This window comes from Paenibacillus radicis (ex Gao et al. 2016), assembly GCF_014641555.1.
Classification (GTDB): domain Bacteria; phylum Bacillota; class Bacilli; order Paenibacillales; family Paenibacillaceae; genus Pristimantibacillus; species Pristimantibacillus radicis.
On record NZ_BMHY01000019.1, the window covers coordinates 1 to 18997 of the forward strand.

The following is an 18997-nucleotide window of genomic DNA, read 5'->3' on the forward strand; positions in this document are numbered from 1 at the left end:
AATCAATTTGAGTTGAAGTTTTACAAAAAAGTAAGTTGATACACTTAAGAATTGTCTACTTTCTTGACAGAGGTCCACTTTTACATTTTAAAGGCCATTTTGGCCTAATTTGAGGCTATCAAAATGTACTTTTGCATTTTGTTATTATTCAGTCCTTTAGATGACCAGTTGCTGCCAATCAATGCCGTACCGTGCGCTGGTATGTGTGTTCGGGAGCATGTTTTCAATCGCCGTACTGCAACCTCAACAATTGCCCCGTGTGATCAGTCCGAGTGTACGCAAACGCTCGCATCATCTGTCGTCGCCGCAAACTGTGAAACCATCTCCAAAAAGCAAATAGTTACTCACTCCCACCACAGCAGTTACCCTTTCAGCTAGGTCACACCGAGGAAGTTTCTTCTTATTGGCCCAGCAAAGGTTGGCGGCAGGCGGGATGGCTTGGTATAATGACTTAGTTAGTGTTGTTGCAAATTGCAGGCAGGACTATGCGTTCGCCATGCAATCATGTTTCTATATGCTTCGTTCGCGGTGAAATGAAAAGAAACGGTCAAATAGCAGCAGTGCATAGATAGGTTAATGATCCTTTTGCTCTCGTTTATCAGTTCATTTATATATAGGAGGGGCACGAAATGGCCGGCTATACCCCGATGATTCAGCAATACCTTGCTATTAAAGAAGAGGCGAAGGACGCCTTTTTATTTTTTCGGCTAGGCGATTTCTATGAAATGTTTTTTGAGGATGCGATTGCAGCCTCGCGCGAGCTAGAGATTACGTTGACCGGAAGAGACGGCGGTACTTCGGAAAAGATTCCGATGTGCGGCGTTCCTTACCATTCAGCAGAAAATTACATAGCCAGACTAGTAGACAAAGGCTTCAAGGTTGCCGTTTGCGAACAAGTGGAAGACCCTGCAGCTTCGAAAGGCGTTGTCAGACGCGAAATTGTACGCGTTATTACGCCAGGTACAGTAATGGAGTCGAAATCGCTGGCGGAAAAAACGAATAACTTTATCGTTGCCGTCTCCGCTATATCGAATTCGGCGGTTGGTTTGTCCGCCTGTGACTTATCAACAGGTGAGCTTTATGTAACTTCTCTCACCTATAGTATCGACGCTTTGCTCGATGAAATTAACGTGTACCAGCCGGCAGAGATCGTCGGCGACGAGAAGCTGCTGGACAAGCTGCGGGAGACCGCGGTATGGAACCGCCCTGTATTGTTGACGCCGCGGGAGCCGATGACGGCAGAGAAGCTGCGGCAGCAATTTGAGGAAACGCAGTTATCCGGACTAAATGAAGCGCGTTACCGGGCGGTGAGCTTGCTTACCGGTTATTTGGACGACACGCAAAAACGTTCCCTCGGACACATTCGCACAATTCGTGCCTATGAGCCGAATCAATATATGATTTTGGACCACTATACCCGCCGCAATCTGGAGCTGACGGAGACGGTTCGCGACCGCAACAAAAAAGGCTCGCTGCTCTGGCTGCTTGACCGGACGCAAACGTCGATGGGCGCCCGGCTGCTTCGCCGCTGGATTGATAAGCCGCTGCTCAATCGTTCGGCTATCGAATCCCGCTATGAGGCGGTAGACACACTTTATCGCAACCTCATTCTGAGAGAAGACATTCGCAGCGAGTTGAACCATATTTACGACTTGGAGCGGCTTGTTGGCCGCGTTGCCTTTGGCAGCGCCAATGGCCGGGATATGAACGCGCTCAAGGGCTCGATCCGCCGTGTTCCGCAATTGACCGCGCTTTGCGAAGCGTCCGGCTCGGACCGGCTGAACAAGCTTGTCGCGGAGCTGGACGACTGCAGCGATCTTGCGGGAATGATTGAGACCGTCATCATCGACGAGCCGCCGGTATCGATTCGCGAAGGCGGCTTAATTCGCGCTGGTTATGACGAATACCTTGATCAACTGAGAGAGGCGAGCACGAACGGTAAAAAATGGCTGGCCGAGCTTGAACGGCAGGAGCGCGAAGCGACAGGAATCAAATCGATCAAAATAGGCTTCAACAAAGTGTTCGGTTACTATTTGGAAGTATCAAAGGGCGCGCTGGCGCAGCTTCCAGAAGGCCGCTACGAGCGGAAGCAGACCCTTGCCAATGCGGAACGCTTCGTCACGCCGGAGCTTAAAGAGAAGGAACGTCTCATTCTCGAAGCCGAGGATAAAATGGTCGATCTCGAATATTCTCGGTTTATCGAGCTGCGAGATCATCTGGCACTTCAGCTTCACCGCTTGCAGAAGCTTGCTGAGGTGATTGCTGAGCTCGACGTCTATCAGTCTTTTGCCACAGTAAGTGCAGAACGCAGATTTACTCGTCCGACTGTTACAGAAAACTATAATCTTGTTATCGACGAAGGCAGGCATCCCGTAGTGGAAGCTGTCGTTGAGGGCGCGCCGTTTATTGCGAACGGCACTTCGCTTAAGCAAGAGGAGCAATCGATGCTGCTCATTACCGGTCCGAATATGGCCGGCAAAAGCACGTATATGCGCCAAGTAGCACTCGTCTGCATCATGGCGCAAATCGGCTGCTTCGTCCCTGCGAAATCGGCGGAAATCCCGCTCATTGACCGGATTTTCACTCGTATCGGCGCGGCTGATGATCTGATTGGCGGACAAAGTACGTTCATGGTCGAAATGAAAGATATTCAGCTCATGACGGAGAAAGCGACCGTTAACAGTCTGGTCATTATCGACGAGCTGGGCAGAGGGACCTCTACTGGTGAAGGCATGGCCATCGCCCAGGCGGTTATCGAATATGTTCATCACCATATCGGCTGCAAAGCGCTCGTCTCGACTCACTTCCACGAGTTGTCCCATCTGGAAGCATCGCTGCCTTCGCTGGCGAATGCTTGTATGGCGGTGCAGGAGAGCGGCGATCACGTAACGTTTTTACGCAAGCTTATTCCAGGTGCTGCTGGTACGAGCTACGGCATTTATTGCGCTCGTCTGGCAGGTTTGCCGGAATCGGTAATCGGACGGGCATATGAGCTGCTGGAGGGTGCGGAGATTGAAGCGGCTTTGTTTGCCCAAATGCCGCGCCGTGCATCAGGCGGTTATACCATATTTGCGCCCCTGAATGATACACCTGCTCCTTCGCCGGTAGCGGAAGCCGTTCGCGAGACCGCATCCGCAGCAGCCGTTCAGCTCTCCATTTTCGACGAGCCTGCATCTGAGAAGCCAGCCGCAAGTCCGGACGCAGGGAAACGGAAAGCAAGTCCAAAAGCCGAGCAGTTGGCAGACCAGCTGCGCAAGTTGGACTTGTTCAACATGACGCCGATGGAAGCCATGCAATGGCTGAATGATATGAAGCGTAAAATCAATGAATAACGGCTGATGCCAAGCTGAAGGGAGGATTATCGCATGGGTAAAATAAAGGTGCTGGACGAGCAATTGGCCAACCAAATTGCCGCAGGCGAGGTGGTCGAACGGCCAGCCTCCGTCATTAAGGAGCTGGTCGAAAACGCCGTCGATGCGGGAAGCTCCCAAATCGACATTACCGTAGAGGAAGGCGGATTGACTTTAATCCGCGTCACGGACAACGGCTCAGGTATCGAAGCCGGAGATATCGCGACAGCATTCCAACGGCATGCGACGAGCAAAATAGCGACGAGCAGCGATCTGTTCCGGATTGCCAGCCTGGGCTTCCGGGGCGAGGCGCTGCCGAGTATTGCGGCGGTGTCGCGTTTATCCGCTGTCTCTTCCACAGAGACGACAGGGCTGGCACATCGGCTCGTCATTGAAGGCGGAGAGATTAAGACGGATGAGCCGGCGAATGCGCCGCAAGGAACCGATATGACCGTTCGCGATTTATTCTTCAACACGCCTGCAAGGCTGAAATATATGAAGGCAATTCAAACGGAGCTTGGGCATATTTCCGACTATATTTACCGGATCGCTCTTGCCCACCCGGGCATTGCCTTCACACTTAAGCATAACAATAATACGCTGCTGCGGACGCTTGGAACAGGGGACCGGCTCCAAGTTATTGCTGCTGTATATGGAACAAATACAGCCAAGTCGATGCTCTCCATCGAAGGCGAAAATCCGGACTACGACCTGCGGGGCTACATCTCCAAACCAGAATTGACGAGAGCAAATCGCAACGGTATGACGGTCATCGTTAACGGGCGCTACATACGCAGTCATGCGGTGAATCAAGCGATATTGCAGGCCTATCACACGCTGCTGCCAATAAATCGGTTCCCGCTTGTCGTACTGGAGTTGGGCATGCATCCTAGCTTGCTGGACGTCAACGTCCACCCATCGAAGATGGAGGTTCGGTTCAGTAAAGAGGCAGAGCTGCGTGCGCTCATCGAGCAATCTGTGAAAGCAGCGCTGGGCCAATACCGATACATTCCGGGACCCGAAGCTTCAATGAAGCAGGAGCGCTCGAAGCCTTTGTTCGTACAGGATGCGATTGCTTTCCACCGGCCGCTGCCGGAAGATGCGGCTAGTGCTCCGGGAACATTACCTGTGGGGCAGCAATTCGAATCGCAAGCACAGCCTCAATCGGAGCTGCAAACCCAGCCACAGTCCCACTCCCAACCGCAATGGCAGCCTAGCCGTCCGGTTGCGGAAAGCGGCAACGGGAGCGGTATCGGCAGAAGCAGCTATACCGGCTATAAAGAGCAGAGTGAGTCCGTGCCTTCTGATGCGACTGAGCGGCTTTATAGGCCAGCTGAACCACAGAACTCAGCATTGCGTGAGCGTCAAGCGTTCTGGGATCAAGCGGCTCCAGCGGTTCAACCCGCAGCGGGTTCCCATGCAGCCGATTCCTGGATGGAAGAAGCACATATAGAATCAATTGCTGCCCCATCGGGAGCAGATCCGACTGCTCAATCAGCTTCCGTTTCATCCAGGGCAGATCCGACTGCGCAAGTAACTTCAGTTCCTTACGAATCTGATCCGACTGCGCAAGCAGCCTCAGTTCCATACGGATCAGATCCTACTGCGCAAGCACCCTCAGCTCCATACGGCGCTGGTTCAACTCCCGATACCGCAATAGCTGGAATTGCCTCCCGCGAGGCAACCGGAACAGCTTCTCCGGCTTTCCCTGAGCTGTACTGGATTGGCCAGCTGCATGGCACCTATATCGTCGCCCAAGCGGAGGACGGCCTGTATTTGATCGACCAGCATGCGGCGCATGAACGAATCAATTACGAATATTACTATATGAAATTCGGCAATCCCGCTGCGGCAAGCCAGCAGTTGCTGGTGCCGCTGACACTCGAATTTACGCCTAACGATGCGCAGCAATTGCGGACGATGACGGATTTATTCGCAGAGGCGGGAGTTGAGATTGAGCCGTTCGGGCAGCAGACGTTTCTGGTCCGTTCGTATCCCGAGTGGCTGCCTGACGGGGAAGAGCAGAGTATTATCGAAGAGATGGCAGAGCTTCTGCTCAGCGAACGCAAATCGATCGATGTCGCCAAGCTGAGGGAAAAAGCCGCCATTATGTGCTCTTGCAAAGCATCGATCAAGGCGAACGACCGCAAGACCAGGGAAGAGGGCGAGGCCTTGCTGGCGCGTCTGGCGGCATGCAATCAGCCATATACTTGCCCGCATGGCAGGCCGATCATTGTTCATATGTCGACCTATCAGCTTGAAAAAATGTTTAAACGGGTGATGTCATGATCGTAACGACCAGCGACAAGCCGTCGTTAACCGCAAGCGCGCAAGCGAAGCGGCTCGCTGTCGAGCTAGGCGTATCCTACAGGCCGCGCGGGCGCAATACGCTGCGCCAGATTGCCAGCAGCTTGGAGGATTGCCGTCTGCTCGTCGTAACGGAGAGAGAGGTCCGCTTCTATGAAGGACAGACGGAATCTCCGTTATATTTTCACCCCAGCATGGCTTTCGTCCGGGTGAAACGGCTGCGCAAAGGAGAAAGTGATCCGATGATTGAGCTGTCGGGCTGCAGCGCGGGAGACCGTGTCATTGATTGCACAGCCGGCCTCGGCTCGGATTCCCTAGTCTTCTCTTATGCAGCAGGAGAATCGGGGGCTGTAACAGCGCTGGAAAGCGAACCCGTGCTAAGCGCACTCGTACGCGAAGGTCTGGCGATGTATAAGACGGGACTTGCAGACGTGGATGCTGCGCTGCGGCGGATCGAGCTGCTGAACAGCCATCACTTGTCTTATTTGAAAGGACTTCCGGACAACAGTGTCGATATCGTCTATTTCGATCCGATGTTCCGGCAGCCGATTCATGAATCAAGTGCGATCCAGCCGCTTCGGACTCTGGCAAACGCCAGTGCGTTAAGTGAGGAAGCAGTAGCCGAGGCTGCCCGCGTTGCTCGTAAGACCGTCTTGCTGAAGGAGCACCGGGACAGCGGGGAATTCGCCCGACTCGGCTTCGAGAGACGACATGTCAATACGTCGAAAATAGCTTATGGAGTGATTGAAGTTGCAAGTCATAACTAGCCAATCAGGCAAACAGCCGCTGCTCGTTCTAATCGGACCTACAGCAGTCGGTAAAACGCAGCTAAGCCTCATGTTGGCTAAGCAATACGGCGCCGAGATCATTTCCGGCGATTCGATGCAAGTGTATCGGGGCATGGATATCGGCACCGCCAAGCTTCCGCTGGAGGAGCGCGAAGGCATCCCCCACCATTTGATCGATATTATCGGGCCGGAGACGCCCTATTCAGTAGCGGATTTTCAAGCAGGCTGCGTGAATCATATTCAGGACATCGCCGAACGGGGAAAGCTGCCCTTCATTGTTGGGGGCACGGGGCTATACGTGGAGTCGGTATGTTACGGCTTCCAGTTTTCCGAGAGCGGCTCTGATGAAGCGTTTCGCGCGGAGCAGGAGCTTTATGCCGAGCAATTTGGCGCGGAGGCACTGCATCGCAAGCTGGCCGAAGTGGATCCTAAGTCAGCGAAGAGACTGCATCCGAACGACCGGAGAAGGATTATCCGGGCGCTAGAAATTCACCATCTGACGGGCGGAACGCTTTCGGACCAATTGGAAGGACAGAAAAAAGAATCGCCTTACGAATTATGTATCCTTGGCCTGACAATGGATCGTGCCTTGCTCTATGAGCGGATAGAGCAGCGTATCGACCTGATGCTGGAGCAGGGGCTGATCGAAGAGGTGCGACGTCTGCTGGAGCACGGCACACCGCCGGGTGCCGTTGCAATGCAGGGGCTTGGCTATAAGGAAATCGCGATGTATTTGCGCGGCGAATGCAGTCTCGAAGCAGCCGTAACACTGCTAAAAAGGGATACGAGACATTTCGCCAAGCGGCAATTGTCATGGTTTCGCCACATGAAAGACATCGAATGGATCGATATGGGGGAAAATTTTCACAACAATTTGCATCGGATTCATGGTATAATAGCAGGAAAGTTTCAAGTCAATCTTGAATATACTTCTAATCAATCTTTTTTAGACGGAGGTAACGTCCAATGAACAAATCGATCAATATTCAAGATACTTTCTTGAACCAACTGCGTAAAGACAATATTCCGGTTACGGTGTTTTTAATGAATGGTTTTCAGATCAGGGGCGTTATTAAAGCTTTCGACAACTTCACAATCATTATCGATAGTGAAGGCCGTCAACAAATGGTGTACAAGCACGCGATTTCGACGTTCACCCCGCAGCGGAACGTATCGCTGACGCAAGACAACAGCGGGTCAGATTCTTAGGGCGTTGCGTCCGTTATGAAACTTTCTCATAACGATTAACGTTTAACTAGATAGCGGAAAGGCAAGAACAACCCGCTCCATGCGGGTTGTTCTTGCTTTTCCGGGGTATAAATAGAGATATTGAAGCAGCGATTAGGAGGGGAAACATTCAACATGGTGGAACAACGACCTCGAGGAAAGCAGTCCTCGAACAAATCAAAGGGCAAGACACGGAAACGGATGACGCCGCGTAAATGGTTTTTCGGCTTATTCTTTACGGCGGTCATTGCGATCGTGTGCGGTATTATCGGTTATCTCTTTATTGTATTGAACGGCGAGCGCATACTTACGGAAAAAGCGGATATGCTCGTGCTTGGCGAAGCATCCATCATATACGATGTTGACGGGAATGAAGTAAGCAAGCTGTACAACGCTAATGAGAACCGTGAAATCGTGGAGTTCGATCAGATTCCAAAATTGATGATGGACGCTGTCGTTGCAACCGAGGACCAGCGCTTCTATGAGCATAAGGGTATTGATTTCTGGGCAATCGGACGTGCAGTCGTGAAGGACGTTATCGCGCGAAGCGCGGTAGAAGGCGGCAGTACAATTACACAACAGCTCGCCAAAAACATGTTTTTGACAGCGGACAAAACGTTGTTCCGGAAAGCGACGGAGGCATCGATCGCCGTAGCGCTCGAGAACAAAAAAACGAAGCAGGAAATTTTGACGATGTACCTGAACGGCATCTTTTTCGGCAAGCGGGTATATGGCATTAAAAATGCGGCTAACTACTACTTTGACAAAGATCCGAAGGATTTGGAGCTTTGGGAAATGGCGACGCTGGCTGGTATGCCGAAGGGCCCCAACCGTTATAACCCGATCGATAATCCCGAGCAATCGGAATCACGCCGGGCAGTGGTTCTCAAGCTGATGTTCGATCAGGGCTACATTACCAAGCAGCAGATGGATGAAGCGGTTGCGGTTAAATATGTTGCACCGAAAAAACTGGATGACAAGCAAACCGATCCTTACAAAGCTTTTATCGATTATGCAATTGAAGAAGCGATCAAGGTTATGCCGGGGGGAGTGACGGAGCAGGAGCTGCGCACTGGCGGGTACCGCATCTATACAACGCTGAACACGAAAGCGCAGACGGTCGTCGAAGATGAATTCGATAATGACTCAAACTTTGAAAAAAGCGTGGACGATCAGAAGGTGCAAGGCGCGATGATTATTATGGACCATCGCGACGGCTCGATCCAAGCGATGGCTGGCGGCCGAGATTATGTGAGGAAAGGCTTGAATCGCGTCGTTGTGCCGCGTCAGCCGGGTTCTGCTTTCAAGCCGATTACCTCGTATGGACCGGCGCTGGAGACGGGCAATTTCAAGCCGTCCACAATATTGGCCAATGATAAAAAGTGCTTCGGCAACTATTGTCCAAAGGATTCCAAGGGGGCAACTCCGATTTCGATGACGGAAGCGATCAAGCAGTCCCGCAACCTGCCTGCGGTTTGGACGCTGAATCAGGTTGGCGTGAAGAGCGGACTGGATTTTGCGAAGAAACTGGGCTTTGATCTGGACAGCACGCAGGATCGCAACTTGACTATTGCGCTCGGGGGCTTGACGCACGGCGTAACACCACTTCAAATGGCAGAGGCGTACAGCGTATTTGCTAATGGAGGCAAGTCCGTTGATGCGCATGCGATAACGAGCATCACATCATCGAAAGGCAAAAGTTTGTTTACCTATCATGCCCCGGCTTCGAAGCAGCTGATGAAGCCGGAGACAGCATGGTATATGACGCAAATGCTGCAAACGGTGCTTGAAAAGGGCGGCACAGGTACAGGAGCCCGCATCGATCGTCCAGTGGCAGGTAAAACAGGTACGACGCAGCACGGCATTCCAGGCTTTAATTCCAGCGGAAACCGCGATGCTTGGTTCTTGGGTTATACACCGGAGTGGACAGCGGCCGTATGGATGGGCTACGATAAGACAGATAAGGAGCATGTGCTGAAGAAAAGCAGCTCGCAATCCGCAGCCATGTTCTCGAAGGTCATGTCCAAGGCGATGAAGGGTGTACCGAAATCAAGCTTTAACAAACCAAGCGGTATACCGGATGAGGTTAAATCGCTAGGCGCTGTCACGAATTTCAATGCCATTTATGATGCGGAGCACAATAAGGTACAGCTGTCATGGGAGCCTTCTGCTGGTGCGAAAAATATTACCTATGAGGTGTACCGCAAAGAGTCTGCGGAATCAGAATTTAAATTGTATGTGGATTCGCTCTCTTCAACCGGCGTTGATGATATGAGCATATTCGCGGGCATGACCTATCAATATTATGTCGTCGCCTATGATGCCGAGAATGATCTGAAGAGTAAACCTTCAGATACGATCACGGTTCAAGTGCCAGAGACCGAGATCGACGTTCCTGAAGTGCCGATGGAGCCGGATGATCCAAGCGGCGGAACGGATATCCCAGGCTTGCCTGGTGACGGGGGAGAAGTTACTCCCGACCCTGGCATACCGGTTGATCCTACCCCGCCTCCTGTAGAAGGTGGCAACGAGACGCCGATTCCGCCGGATGACGGCAGTAATCCAACCGGCGGTACGCCAACGGATAACGGCAACCACGGCAATAATGGGAATAACGGAAACGCCGGAAATCACGGCAATGCCGGACCAGGCAATGGTGTTTAAGGATTAATCGGCCGAATCAGCAGGCGGCAAGATGCAAGTAAGGAGCTGGATGCAAAGGATGGGCAAAAAGAATGTAAGCGGCTGGAGCACTATCATTATGCTGCTAACCGCAGCCGCTTTATTTACCGGGTGCAGCGCAAGCGCGGGAAGCAAGCCTTCCGCGGAGCTGCATGAGAAGACGATGCACTGGGACAAGATGCCAGAGATGACCATCGATCTGGACAAGTCGTATACCGCAAAATTTACGACGAGTATGGGGGATTTTACCGTAAAACTGTACGCTGAGGATTCGCCTATTACGGTGAATAACTTCGTGTTTCTAGCCAAACAAGGCTTCTATGACGGATTGACGTTTCACCGCATCATGGAGACGTTTATGATTCAAGGCGGGGACCCGAAGGGGAATGGTACAGGAACACCAGGCTACTCCATACCGGACGAGCTGGATACGGAACTGAAATATGAACCTGGCATCGTGGCGATGGCCAACACAGGCAAGCCAAATTCCGGCGGGAGTCAATTCTTCATCAGCACGGGCAAAGATTCGGAGAACCTGAATCAGATGCCAAATTATACGATCTTCGGCAAAGTGACGGAAGGCATGGATACGGTGCTGGCCATTGCGAAAACTCCGGTTAAGGAAACAAAGCCGATTGAACCGGTCATTATCGAAAAAGTCGTTATCGTACAATCATAGTTATACACGCCGCCGCCCTTTCATAGGGCGGCGGAGCTGTATCCGGAACAGGCAGGCTTGGTTTATTTTGCAAGGCCGCTGGAGAAGAGCGTTAAGATATGGTAAGCTTTTTACAACGCTATCCATCAACATTGAAAGCCATCCGTTTGTGGCTTATCTCAACGGAAAGGTACGTTCCGTATGAAACGAAAATTTTCGGACCGTGCGAACTGGCGCCGCATCTTGCGGAAAAGCTATTCGTGCTTGGCGCTCGACAATGAGGAGTTCAAAGGACTGGTGACCTTTTACCGAATCCATGAGCTTCGGGACCCGCTTTGGAAAGAGTATAATGGGCGCAGGCTATGCCTGGCGGACCGCGGCTATTTGTGGATGCAGCATTTTCCCCGGGGCGAGCATTTTGTCGTGACGACGATGTTCGATGATAAAGGTCGGGTCGTACAATGGTATATCGATATTTGCAAGACGCAAGGGTTGACCGATCAACAGGTTCCTTGGTTTGACGATCTGTACTTGGACGTCGTGGTTCTCCCGTCAGGCGAGGTATTTCTGCTTGATGAAGATGAGCTGGAGGATGCTTTAAGGCAAGGTGATGTAACGGGCAAGGAAGCCGCGCTGGCACGGAAGACAGCCGGAAGGCTGCTTTCTAGCATTCGCAACGGAAGGTTCCGCTATTTTACAATGAGCCTGAAGCATCGTAAGAGCTTGTCGGAGCGGACCGGAGAACTAAGCGAATCATGATGGAACGAACGGAAAGGAGCAGCTAACGCACATAACGAATGCGATTTCCGGTTCGTTGGCGGCTGCTCCTGTTTCTTTTTTTTGTCAGAAGGCATACATAAACCGATCTCGAACTTAGCCTGACAAATCTGTTAATATGGCTCATTCCGATAGAATACACTTGTAATGCGGGATTTTGCCGGACATCTCTTCTAGAGCACTTGCTTGGCGAAAACCGGCACAGCGAAGGTGTAAAGGATGGGTGATGCAACAGATGAGCGGACATGTCGTTTCGGGATCGAATAGTAACGGATCAAGACCGTCCCGTCAAATTAACGTTGTGCTAAGAAGCCAGGAGCCTTATCAAATGGCAGCAGCCGCGCCGGCTCAAGCACCGGAGAGCGAAGCGCTGCCAGCTGTAAAGCCGCTTCCGGCTAGCGACCAATTTGCAGATATTCAGAAAGAGCTTGAGCCGATGGTCGGCATGGATAATGTGAAGTCGCTCGTCTTTGAAATTTATGCGCTGCTCTATATTAGCCGCATGCGTTCCGAGGCAGGGCTGGTTGGGGGATCGCAAGTCTATCATATGATTTTTAAGGGGAACCCGGGGACAGGAAAGACGACGATCGCCAGAATTGTCGCCAAGCTGTTTCAGAAAATGGGCGTCCTGTCCAAGGGGCACTTGATTGAAGTTGAGCGCGCCGACCTCGTTGGCGAGTATATCGGTCATACCGCACAGAAAACACGGGACCTCGTGCGTAAAGCGATTGGCGGCGTCTTGTTTGTCGATGAGGCATACAGCCTGGCACGCGGCGGTGAGAAGGATTTCGGCAAAGAGGCCATTGATACGCTTGTAAAGGCGATGGAGGATCATCGTAATCAGTTCGTCCTCATTTTGGCTGGCTATCCGGCGGAAATTGATCTTTTTCTGCAGACGAATCCGGGTCTGCCGTCGCGTTTTCCGATCCAAATTGACTTTCCGGACTATACGGTCGATCAATTAATTCAAATTTCTGAGCTTATGACGAAGGATCGGGATTATTATTTAATGCCGCAGTCCATATTTAAACTAAGACAGCATTTAATTCAAGAAAAATTGAATGACCTCTTCTCGTTCAGCAATGCGAGGTACGTGCGCAACATTATCGAGAAGTCGATCCGCCATCATGCGGTCCGGCTGTTGAATCAATACGCAAGCGGCGTTCCGCCGAAGCAGGAGCTAATGGCGATTAAGCCGGAGGATCTGCGGTGGGAGCCGGCTTCGAAATAAAGTGCTGCAAAGGAGCCATCGATGCGAGAGAAATCGTATGATACCGGAACGGGCCTGCAGGAGAAGGCCGTTCTGGTCAGCTTAATTACGCCTGAGATAAAGAGGGAAAAGGGTGACCCCGAGCATTCTCTGCAAGAGCTGATTCAGCTTGCGGAGACAGCCGGTGTTGAAGTATTGACCACCATGGTGCAAAACAAAGAAGCCCACGATACAAAGTGGTTTATCGGCAAGGGGAAGGTAGAGGAGCTTCGGGCGATCGCTGAGGAGCTTGGAGCGACTACTGCTATATTTGATCAGGAGCTGTCCGGCGCGCAGGTGAGAAACCTGGAGGAGTCGCTGGATTTGAAAATCGTTGACCGTACACAGTTGATCCTGGATATTTTCGCTCAGCGTGCGAAAACTCGCGAAGGCATTATTCAAGTCGAGCTCGCCCAGCTGAGCTATTTGCTGCCGCGGCTTTCGGGCCATGGCAAAAATCTGTCCAGGCTGGGCGGCGGCATCGGCACCCGGGGACCTGGCGAATCCAAGCTGGAGACGGACCGCAGACATATTCGCGGACGGATCTCTGATCTGAAAGCGCAGCTTGAGGAAGTGGTACGACACCGCAAGCTGTATCGGCAAAGACGGAAAAAATCCGGGGCAATCCAAGTTGCGCTTGTCGGCTACACGAACGCCGGCAAGTCTACTTTGCTGTGCGAGCTGACGAAAGCGGATGTATATGTTGAAAACCAGCTATTTGCAACACTTGACCCCACTTCGCGCATACTGGAGCTGCCTAATGGCAGAGAAGTTATTTTGACCGATACGGTTGGCTTCATTCAGAACCTACCCCATGACTTGATCGCCGCTTTCCGGGCGACGCTGGAGGAGGTCAACGAGGCTGATCTCGTTCTCCATGTCGTCGACAGCAGCTCGCCTATGCGCGAGGAGCAGATGGCCGTCGTAGACCGTATCCTGGAGGAGCTTGGCGCTTCGGGCAAGCCAACGATAACTTTGTTCAACAAAAAGGATCTGTACGAAGGTGATATGCGGCAGATGCTGCGCGGCACGAGCGGCGATTCCATCTTAATGAACGCATATGATGCGGGCGATCAAGAGACGCTGCGCGAACATATTCAAGACAAGCTGACGGGAGATACGGTTACATTTCTGCTGCCGGCAGACCGGGGCGATCTGATTGCTTTGGCTTACCGCAGCGGGGAGGTTGTTGGACAAGAGGTGGACGGCGAAAACGGCAGCCTGCGTCTGAAGGTGCTCGTGAGCCGCCAGCAATATGAGATAAATGGACATCAGTTAAGGCCATTTATTCACGTATAATTTGCAGATGATGTTTCGAACGGCAAACACTGTGTTTATATATTTAATAGCGGACATAAGGGAGAGAGAAAGCGGGCATGAAAGAGCAGCATCAGTTCTCAGAAGGAATAGAAACAACGGGAGATGCCGTATGGCAACAATTAGAGCAGCTTGCAGAAGGGGCGGAAGAGCTTGCTCAAGAGCAGTTGAAAGCTGTTGATCGCATTGCAGAGCGGAACCAATGGAAAGTGATTCAAGCGTTTCAGCGCCACAAGGTAAGCGATTTTCATTTTACGGGCTCCACCGGTTACGGCTACAATGATCGCGGTCGGGAAGTGCTCGATCTCGTGTATGCCGATGTATTCGGTGCAGAGGCCGCTTTGGTGCGGCCGCATTTCGTGTCCGGTACGCATACGATTGGTGTCGCTCTGTTCGGGTTGCTAAGACCCGGAGACGAGCTGCTGTACATAACGGGCTCGCCGTATGACACTTTGCATAAGGTCATCGGCAAACCAGGCGACGGGACAGGCTCCCTGCAGGATTGGGGGATCGGCTACAACGAAGTGCCTTTGCTGGAGAGCGGGGCACTGGATTGGGAGCGTATAGAAAAAGCAATTAACGGGAACACGAAAGTGATTGGCATACAGCGTTCCCGCGGGTATAGCTGGCGCTCTTCTTTCACCGTTGCGGAAATTGGCGAGATAGTACGGCGGGTTAAGGCGATCAAATCCGACGTTCTTGTCTTTGTCGACAATTGCTATGGGGAATTTACCGAGCTGACGGAGCCAACGCAGGTCGGCGTCGATTTGATGGCGGGGTCGCTGATTAAAAACCCGGGAGGCGGCTTGGCAGCAACAGGCGGATATATTACCGGGACGGCTGCCGCTGTAGAAGCTGCTTCGTACCGCTTGACCGCTCCCGGCATAGGCGGGGAAGTAGGCGCGATGCTGGATACGCTGCGCGCCATTTATCAAGGGCTGTTTCTTGCGCCGCATCTTGTCGGACAAGCTGTGAAAGGAAGCGTATTTGCCGCAGCCTTGTTCGAGCAGCTTGGCTTTGAGACGCAGCCGCGCTGGAATGCGCCGCGCACCGACTTAATTCAAGCGGTTCGCTTTGGCGGCGCTGAGCATCTGATCGCTTTCGTGCAGGGCATCCAGCAAGCGGCTGCGGTCGATTCGCATGTGACCCCCGAGCCGTGGGACATGCCAGGCTATGAGCATCCCGTCATTATGGCCGCGGGTACCTTCATCCAAGGGGGAAGCCTGGAGCTTTCTGCGGACGCGCCGATTCGCGAGCCGTACATCGCCTATATGCAAGGCGGACTTACTTATGCCCATGCGAAATATGGCGTTTTGACCGCGTTGAAACGGTTAATATCAAGTGAATTAATTGTAATTAAACCTCACATATCTTGACACGTATTTGGAAGGGCGTTAGAATATACGTATAAAAGAGATACTGGAAGGTTGATGCGACATGGGTGATGATATACGTAGAAATATGGCCTTGTTCCCAATCGGCATCGTAATGAAGCTGACGGATCTTACGGCCCGCCAAATCCGTTATTATGAGCAGCATGAATTGATCGTGCCCGCCAGAACGGCAGGCAATCAACGTCTATTCTCATTTAACGACGTGGAAAGACTTCTTGAAATAAAGGCGTTAATTGAGAAAGGCGTTAATATTGCCGGCATTAAGCAAGTAATGAATCCAGTTTCGAAAGAATCCGATGATGCAACGCTCGTTAGCGAGCAGTCGGAGACAAAACGGAAAGAGCTGTCGGAAGCGCAGCTTCACCGCCTGCTGAAGCAGCAACTGCTGGAGAAGCGTCCGGGTCAGGCTTCGTTGATTCAAGGACAGCTGTCGCGTTTCCTGCACAAACGCTAGAAGAGAAGAAGATCAGGGCATGATTAAAGCGATTTAAGGAGATGATCTTGTGAGCTACACGAAAGCTGATATCAAGCGCATTGCGGAAGAACAAAACGTTCGTTTTATCCGGCTACAATTTACCGACTTGCTCGGAACGATCAAAAACGTAGAAATCCCTGTCAGCCAATTGGACAAGGCACTGGATAACAAAATGATGTTCGATGGATCTTCCATTGAAGGTTACGTTCGGATCGAAGAATCTGACATGTACTTATACCCGGATCTCGATACTTGGGTTGTATTTCCATGGGTTTCGCAAGACCGCGTAGCCCGTCTCATCTGCGACATTTACATGCCAGACGGCACGCCGTTCGCAGGGGATCCGCGCGGCATTCTGAAGCGCTCCCTGAAGGAAGCCGAGGAAATGGGCTATACAGCGATGAATGTTGGTCCTGAACCGGAGTTTTTCCTGTTCAAAACCGATGAGCGCGGCGAGCCGACAACAGAGCTCAACGACCAAGGCGGCTACTTCGACCTTGCGCCGATGGATCTGGGCGAGAACTGCCGCCGGGAAATCGTACTGACGCTGGAGGAAATGGGCTTTGAAATCGAAGCTTCCCACCACGAAGTGGCGCCAGGCCAGCACGAAATCGACTTTAAATATGCGGACGCGATTAAAGCAGCCGATCAAATTCAAACGTTCAAGCTCGTTGTCAAAACGATTGCAAGACAACATGGCCTGCATGCAACGTTCATGCCGAAGCCGCTGTTTGGCGTAAACGGTTCCGGTATGCACTGTCACCAATCGTTGTTCCAAGGCAACACGAACGTATTCTACGACGAGAGCGACAGACTTGGTCTTAGCGCTACAGCTCGTTACTATATGGCGGGGATTCTGCAGCATGCTCGTGCAATGGCTGCAATCACGAACCCGACGATCAACTCCTACAAGCGTCTGGTGCCGGGCTACGAAGCGCCTTGCTATGTAGCTTGGTCCGCAAGCAACCGTTCGCCGATGATTCGTATTCCGGCTTCCCGCGGCCTCAGCACGCGTGTTGAAGTTCGTAACCCGGACCCGGCGGCCAACCCTTATCTGGCACTGGCTGTTATGTTGAAAGCCGGCCTGGACGGCATTCAGAACAAAACGCAGCTGCCGGCTCCAATCGACCGCAATATCTACATCATGTCGGAAGAAGAGCGTATCGAATCCGGTGTTCCTAGCTTGCCGGCCGATCTGCGCGAAGCGCTTGATGAGCTGCTCCGCAGCGAAGTGATCTGCGACGCGCTGGGCGACCACGCGCTGGCTCACTTCTACGAGTTGAAAGAAATTGAGTGGGATATGTATAAAACGCAAGTCCACCAGTGGGAACGCGATCAGTACTTGACGCTCTACTAATACAGGAAATCCCTCGGAGCTCTGAGCTCCGGGGGATTTTTTTTGTTGTCTGTGAAATTTGCTTATCTGTACTCTCCTTGCATGAATAGATGGCATTGTAAGGAGTTCCAAAGAAAGCTTTCAACAGATTGCCAAGGATAATAACAAGGATACTTCGTCATTAGTGCGTGACTGGATTACGGCTTATGTAGCTGAATATCAGAAAAAGGATGAAGATACGGCATTAGATTTATATAAGGCGGGGTATGAGTTACAGCATCAGAAAGAATTCACACAACTCATCCTGTCGACTTATTTGGAGTATGATCTTACTCTTCCTTCCATTGTCTCGAAAATATATAAGGGATATGCGTTTTCCCAAATGTTTTTGCTGGGCTTGATCGGGGACGAGCCGAAGGAAGGGGGAAAATAGTTCAATTATAGAAGAGGCAGACCTATTTCTAGGTCTGCCTCTTTGTCATTTAATTGTTTTTTTATAAGGCTTACCATTTGTCTGCAATGCTGGACTTGACCAGTGCAGACAGCAGGTTTTGTTTATTCTTGCTCTAGAGTCTCTGGATAGACGATTGTATCGAAAACTTCTCCGGATTTCTCGTCTTTCACTTTGATAGTGACTTTTGTTTTGTCGGAGTCCACGCCTTGGAAGATCTGATAGTACATGCCTTGCATCCCAAATCCGAGGGCAGCAAAACCATCCATACTGCCTTCATAAGCTGCTTTATCGACAATCATCTCATACTCATTCATCGATTTGTTATAGGTTACATCTTTGATGGAAGCGAATGTTCCTTCTTCTTTCAGCTTTTTAATGGAGTCCGCTATGCCGTCTTCCATCTCTTTAAGCATTTTTTTGTGGTCGGATTTGGACATCGTGTAGGTAACGGAGCCATCCTCATTTTTTGTAGCTTCTTTAACGCCATCGTCCTCTTTCGCTTGGGCGATCACTTGATCTACATCAGCATCTTTAAACATCGAGGCAGGCAGCGTAATTTTTACGTTTGTAAGGTTTTTATCAACCTCGACGCCTTTTTCTTTGTCAGTCTTCTCTGCATTATTCGTTTGATTCACTGGCTCCGATGCGCCTTTCCCGTCGTTCGAGCTCGAGCATCCGGCAAGAATAATGGCGGTAGCAAATAGTGCAATAGCAAGTTTCTTCATCATGTCCCCCTAAATTTTATGTCCCTAACATTCTACTATATAATCCACATGTTTCCTATTAATTTCTGAAAAAATAAAATATTGTCCGATTATGGAAAATAAATAAACGCCGTAATTATTGTTGATGACTATCTGTTTATATATAGCAGCGCCTGGCCGGTTGAGGCTCTAACTGTAGGTAAATTAAATAATTGACGCCATTCGTAACAACTCGACAGCTAACCTTTCTGTGGTTGTGGAAAAACAAAATGTAAATGT

General features: G+C 51.2%; 15 protein-coding genes. 14 read left to right on the top strand and 1 reads right to left on the bottom strand.

Annotated features, from left to right (window positions below):
- Positions 1 to 629: 629 nt before the first annotated feature.
- From mutS to IEX98_RS26485, 14 genes are all read left to right on the top strand, one after another.
- Positions 630 to 3332: a DNA mismatch repair protein MutS gene (gene mutS, locus IEX98_RS26420; protein ID WP_188892690.1), complete on the top strand. Its 2703-nt coding sequence runs from the start codon at positions 630 to 632 to the stop codon at positions 3330 to 3332.
- Between the two features lie 33 nt (positions 3333 to 3365).
- Positions 3366 to 5639: a DNA mismatch repair endonuclease MutL gene (mutL, locus tag IEX98_RS26425; RefSeq protein WP_188892691.1), complete on the top strand. Its 2274-nt coding sequence runs from the start codon at positions 3366 to 3368 to the stop codon at positions 5637 to 5639.
- On the top strand, positions 5636 to 6424 hold the full coding sequence (locus tag IEX98_RS26430) for a class I SAM-dependent methyltransferase (RefSeq protein ID WP_188892692.1): 789 nt from the start codon (positions 5636 to 5638) through the stop codon (positions 6422 to 6424). The genes mutL and IEX98_RS26430 overlap by 4 nt, the downstream gene beginning before the upstream one ends.
- Entirely contained in the window at positions 6417 to 7415 is a 999-nt protein-coding gene (gene miaA / locus IEX98_RS26435) for a tRNA (adenosine(37)-N6)-dimethylallyltransferase MiaA (protein ID WP_188892759.1), read from the top strand. Before IEX98_RS26430 ends, miaA begins: the two co-directional genes overlap by 8 nt.
- Positions 7412 to 7654 carry an RNA chaperone Hfq gene (gene hfq, locus IEX98_RS26440; RefSeq protein ID WP_188892693.1) on the top strand — a complete coding sequence of 81 codons (243 nt, stop codon included), beginning with the start codon at positions 7412 to 7414 and terminating at the stop codon, positions 7652 to 7654. Before miaA ends, hfq begins: the two co-directional genes overlap by 4 nt.
- A 153-nt stretch (positions 7655 to 7807) precedes the next feature.
- The gene (locus IEX98_RS26445; protein ID WP_188892694.1) at positions 7808 to 10336 is read left to right on the top strand and encodes a penicillin-binding protein 1A; all 2529 of its coding nucleotides are present in this window, start codon (positions 7808 to 7810) and stop codon (positions 10334 to 10336) included.
- A 58-nt stretch (positions 10337 to 10394) separates the two neighbouring features.
- Entirely contained in the window at positions 10395 to 11033 is a 639-nt protein-coding gene (locus tag IEX98_RS26450) for a peptidylprolyl isomerase (RefSeq protein WP_188892695.1), read from the top strand.
- A gap of 180 nt (positions 11034 to 11213) precedes the next feature.
- Positions 11214 to 11771: a DUF402 domain-containing protein gene (locus IEX98_RS26455; RefSeq protein WP_042161911.1), complete on the top strand. Its 558-nt coding sequence runs from the start codon at positions 11214 to 11216 to the stop codon at positions 11769 to 11771.
- A gap of 253 nt (positions 11772 to 12024) precedes the next feature.
- On the top strand, positions 12025 to 13020 hold the full coding sequence (locus tag IEX98_RS26460) for an AAA family ATPase (protein WP_188892760.1): 996 nt from the start codon (positions 12025 to 12027) through the stop codon (positions 13018 to 13020).
- 21 nt (positions 13021 to 13041) lie between these two features.
- Positions 13042 to 14337, top strand: coding sequence for a GTPase HflX (gene hflX, locus IEX98_RS26465; protein ID WP_188892696.1), 1296 nt, complete (start codon positions 13042 to 13044; stop codon positions 14335 to 14337).
- 77 nt (positions 14338 to 14414) lie between these two features.
- Positions 14415 to 15731 carry a methionine gamma-lyase family protein gene (locus tag IEX98_RS26470; protein ID WP_188892697.1) on the top strand — a complete coding sequence of 439 codons (1317 nt, stop codon included), beginning with the start codon at positions 14415 to 14417 and terminating at the stop codon, positions 15729 to 15731.
- Positions 15732 to 15792: 61 nt separating this feature from the next.
- Complete coding sequence (locus IEX98_RS26475; RefSeq protein ID WP_042161905.1) at positions 15793 to 16203, top strand: MerR family transcriptional regulator; 411 nt, start codon at positions 15793 to 15795, stop codon at positions 16201 to 16203.
- Between the two features lie 49 nt (positions 16204 to 16252).
- On the top strand, positions 16253 to 17581 hold the full coding sequence (glnA, locus tag IEX98_RS26480; protein WP_188892698.1) for a type I glutamate--ammonia ligase: 1329 nt from the start codon (positions 16253 to 16255) through the stop codon (positions 17579 to 17581).
- 163 nt (positions 17582 to 17744) lie between these two features.
- The gene (locus tag IEX98_RS26485) at positions 17745 to 17993 is read left to right on the top strand and encodes a hypothetical protein (RefSeq protein WP_188892699.1); all 249 of its coding nucleotides are present in this window, start codon (positions 17745 to 17747) and stop codon (positions 17991 to 17993) included.
- Between the two features lie 122 nt (positions 17994 to 18115).
- Here the strand turns inward: IEX98_RS26485 and IEX98_RS26490 are convergent, their stop codons facing one another.
- The gene (locus tag IEX98_RS26490; RefSeq protein ID WP_229692411.1) at positions 18116 to 18742 is read right to left on the bottom strand and encodes a hypothetical protein; all 627 of its coding nucleotides are present in this window, start codon (positions 18740 to 18742) and stop codon (positions 18116 to 18118) included.
- Between the last annotated feature and the right edge of the window lie 255 nt (positions 18743 to 18997).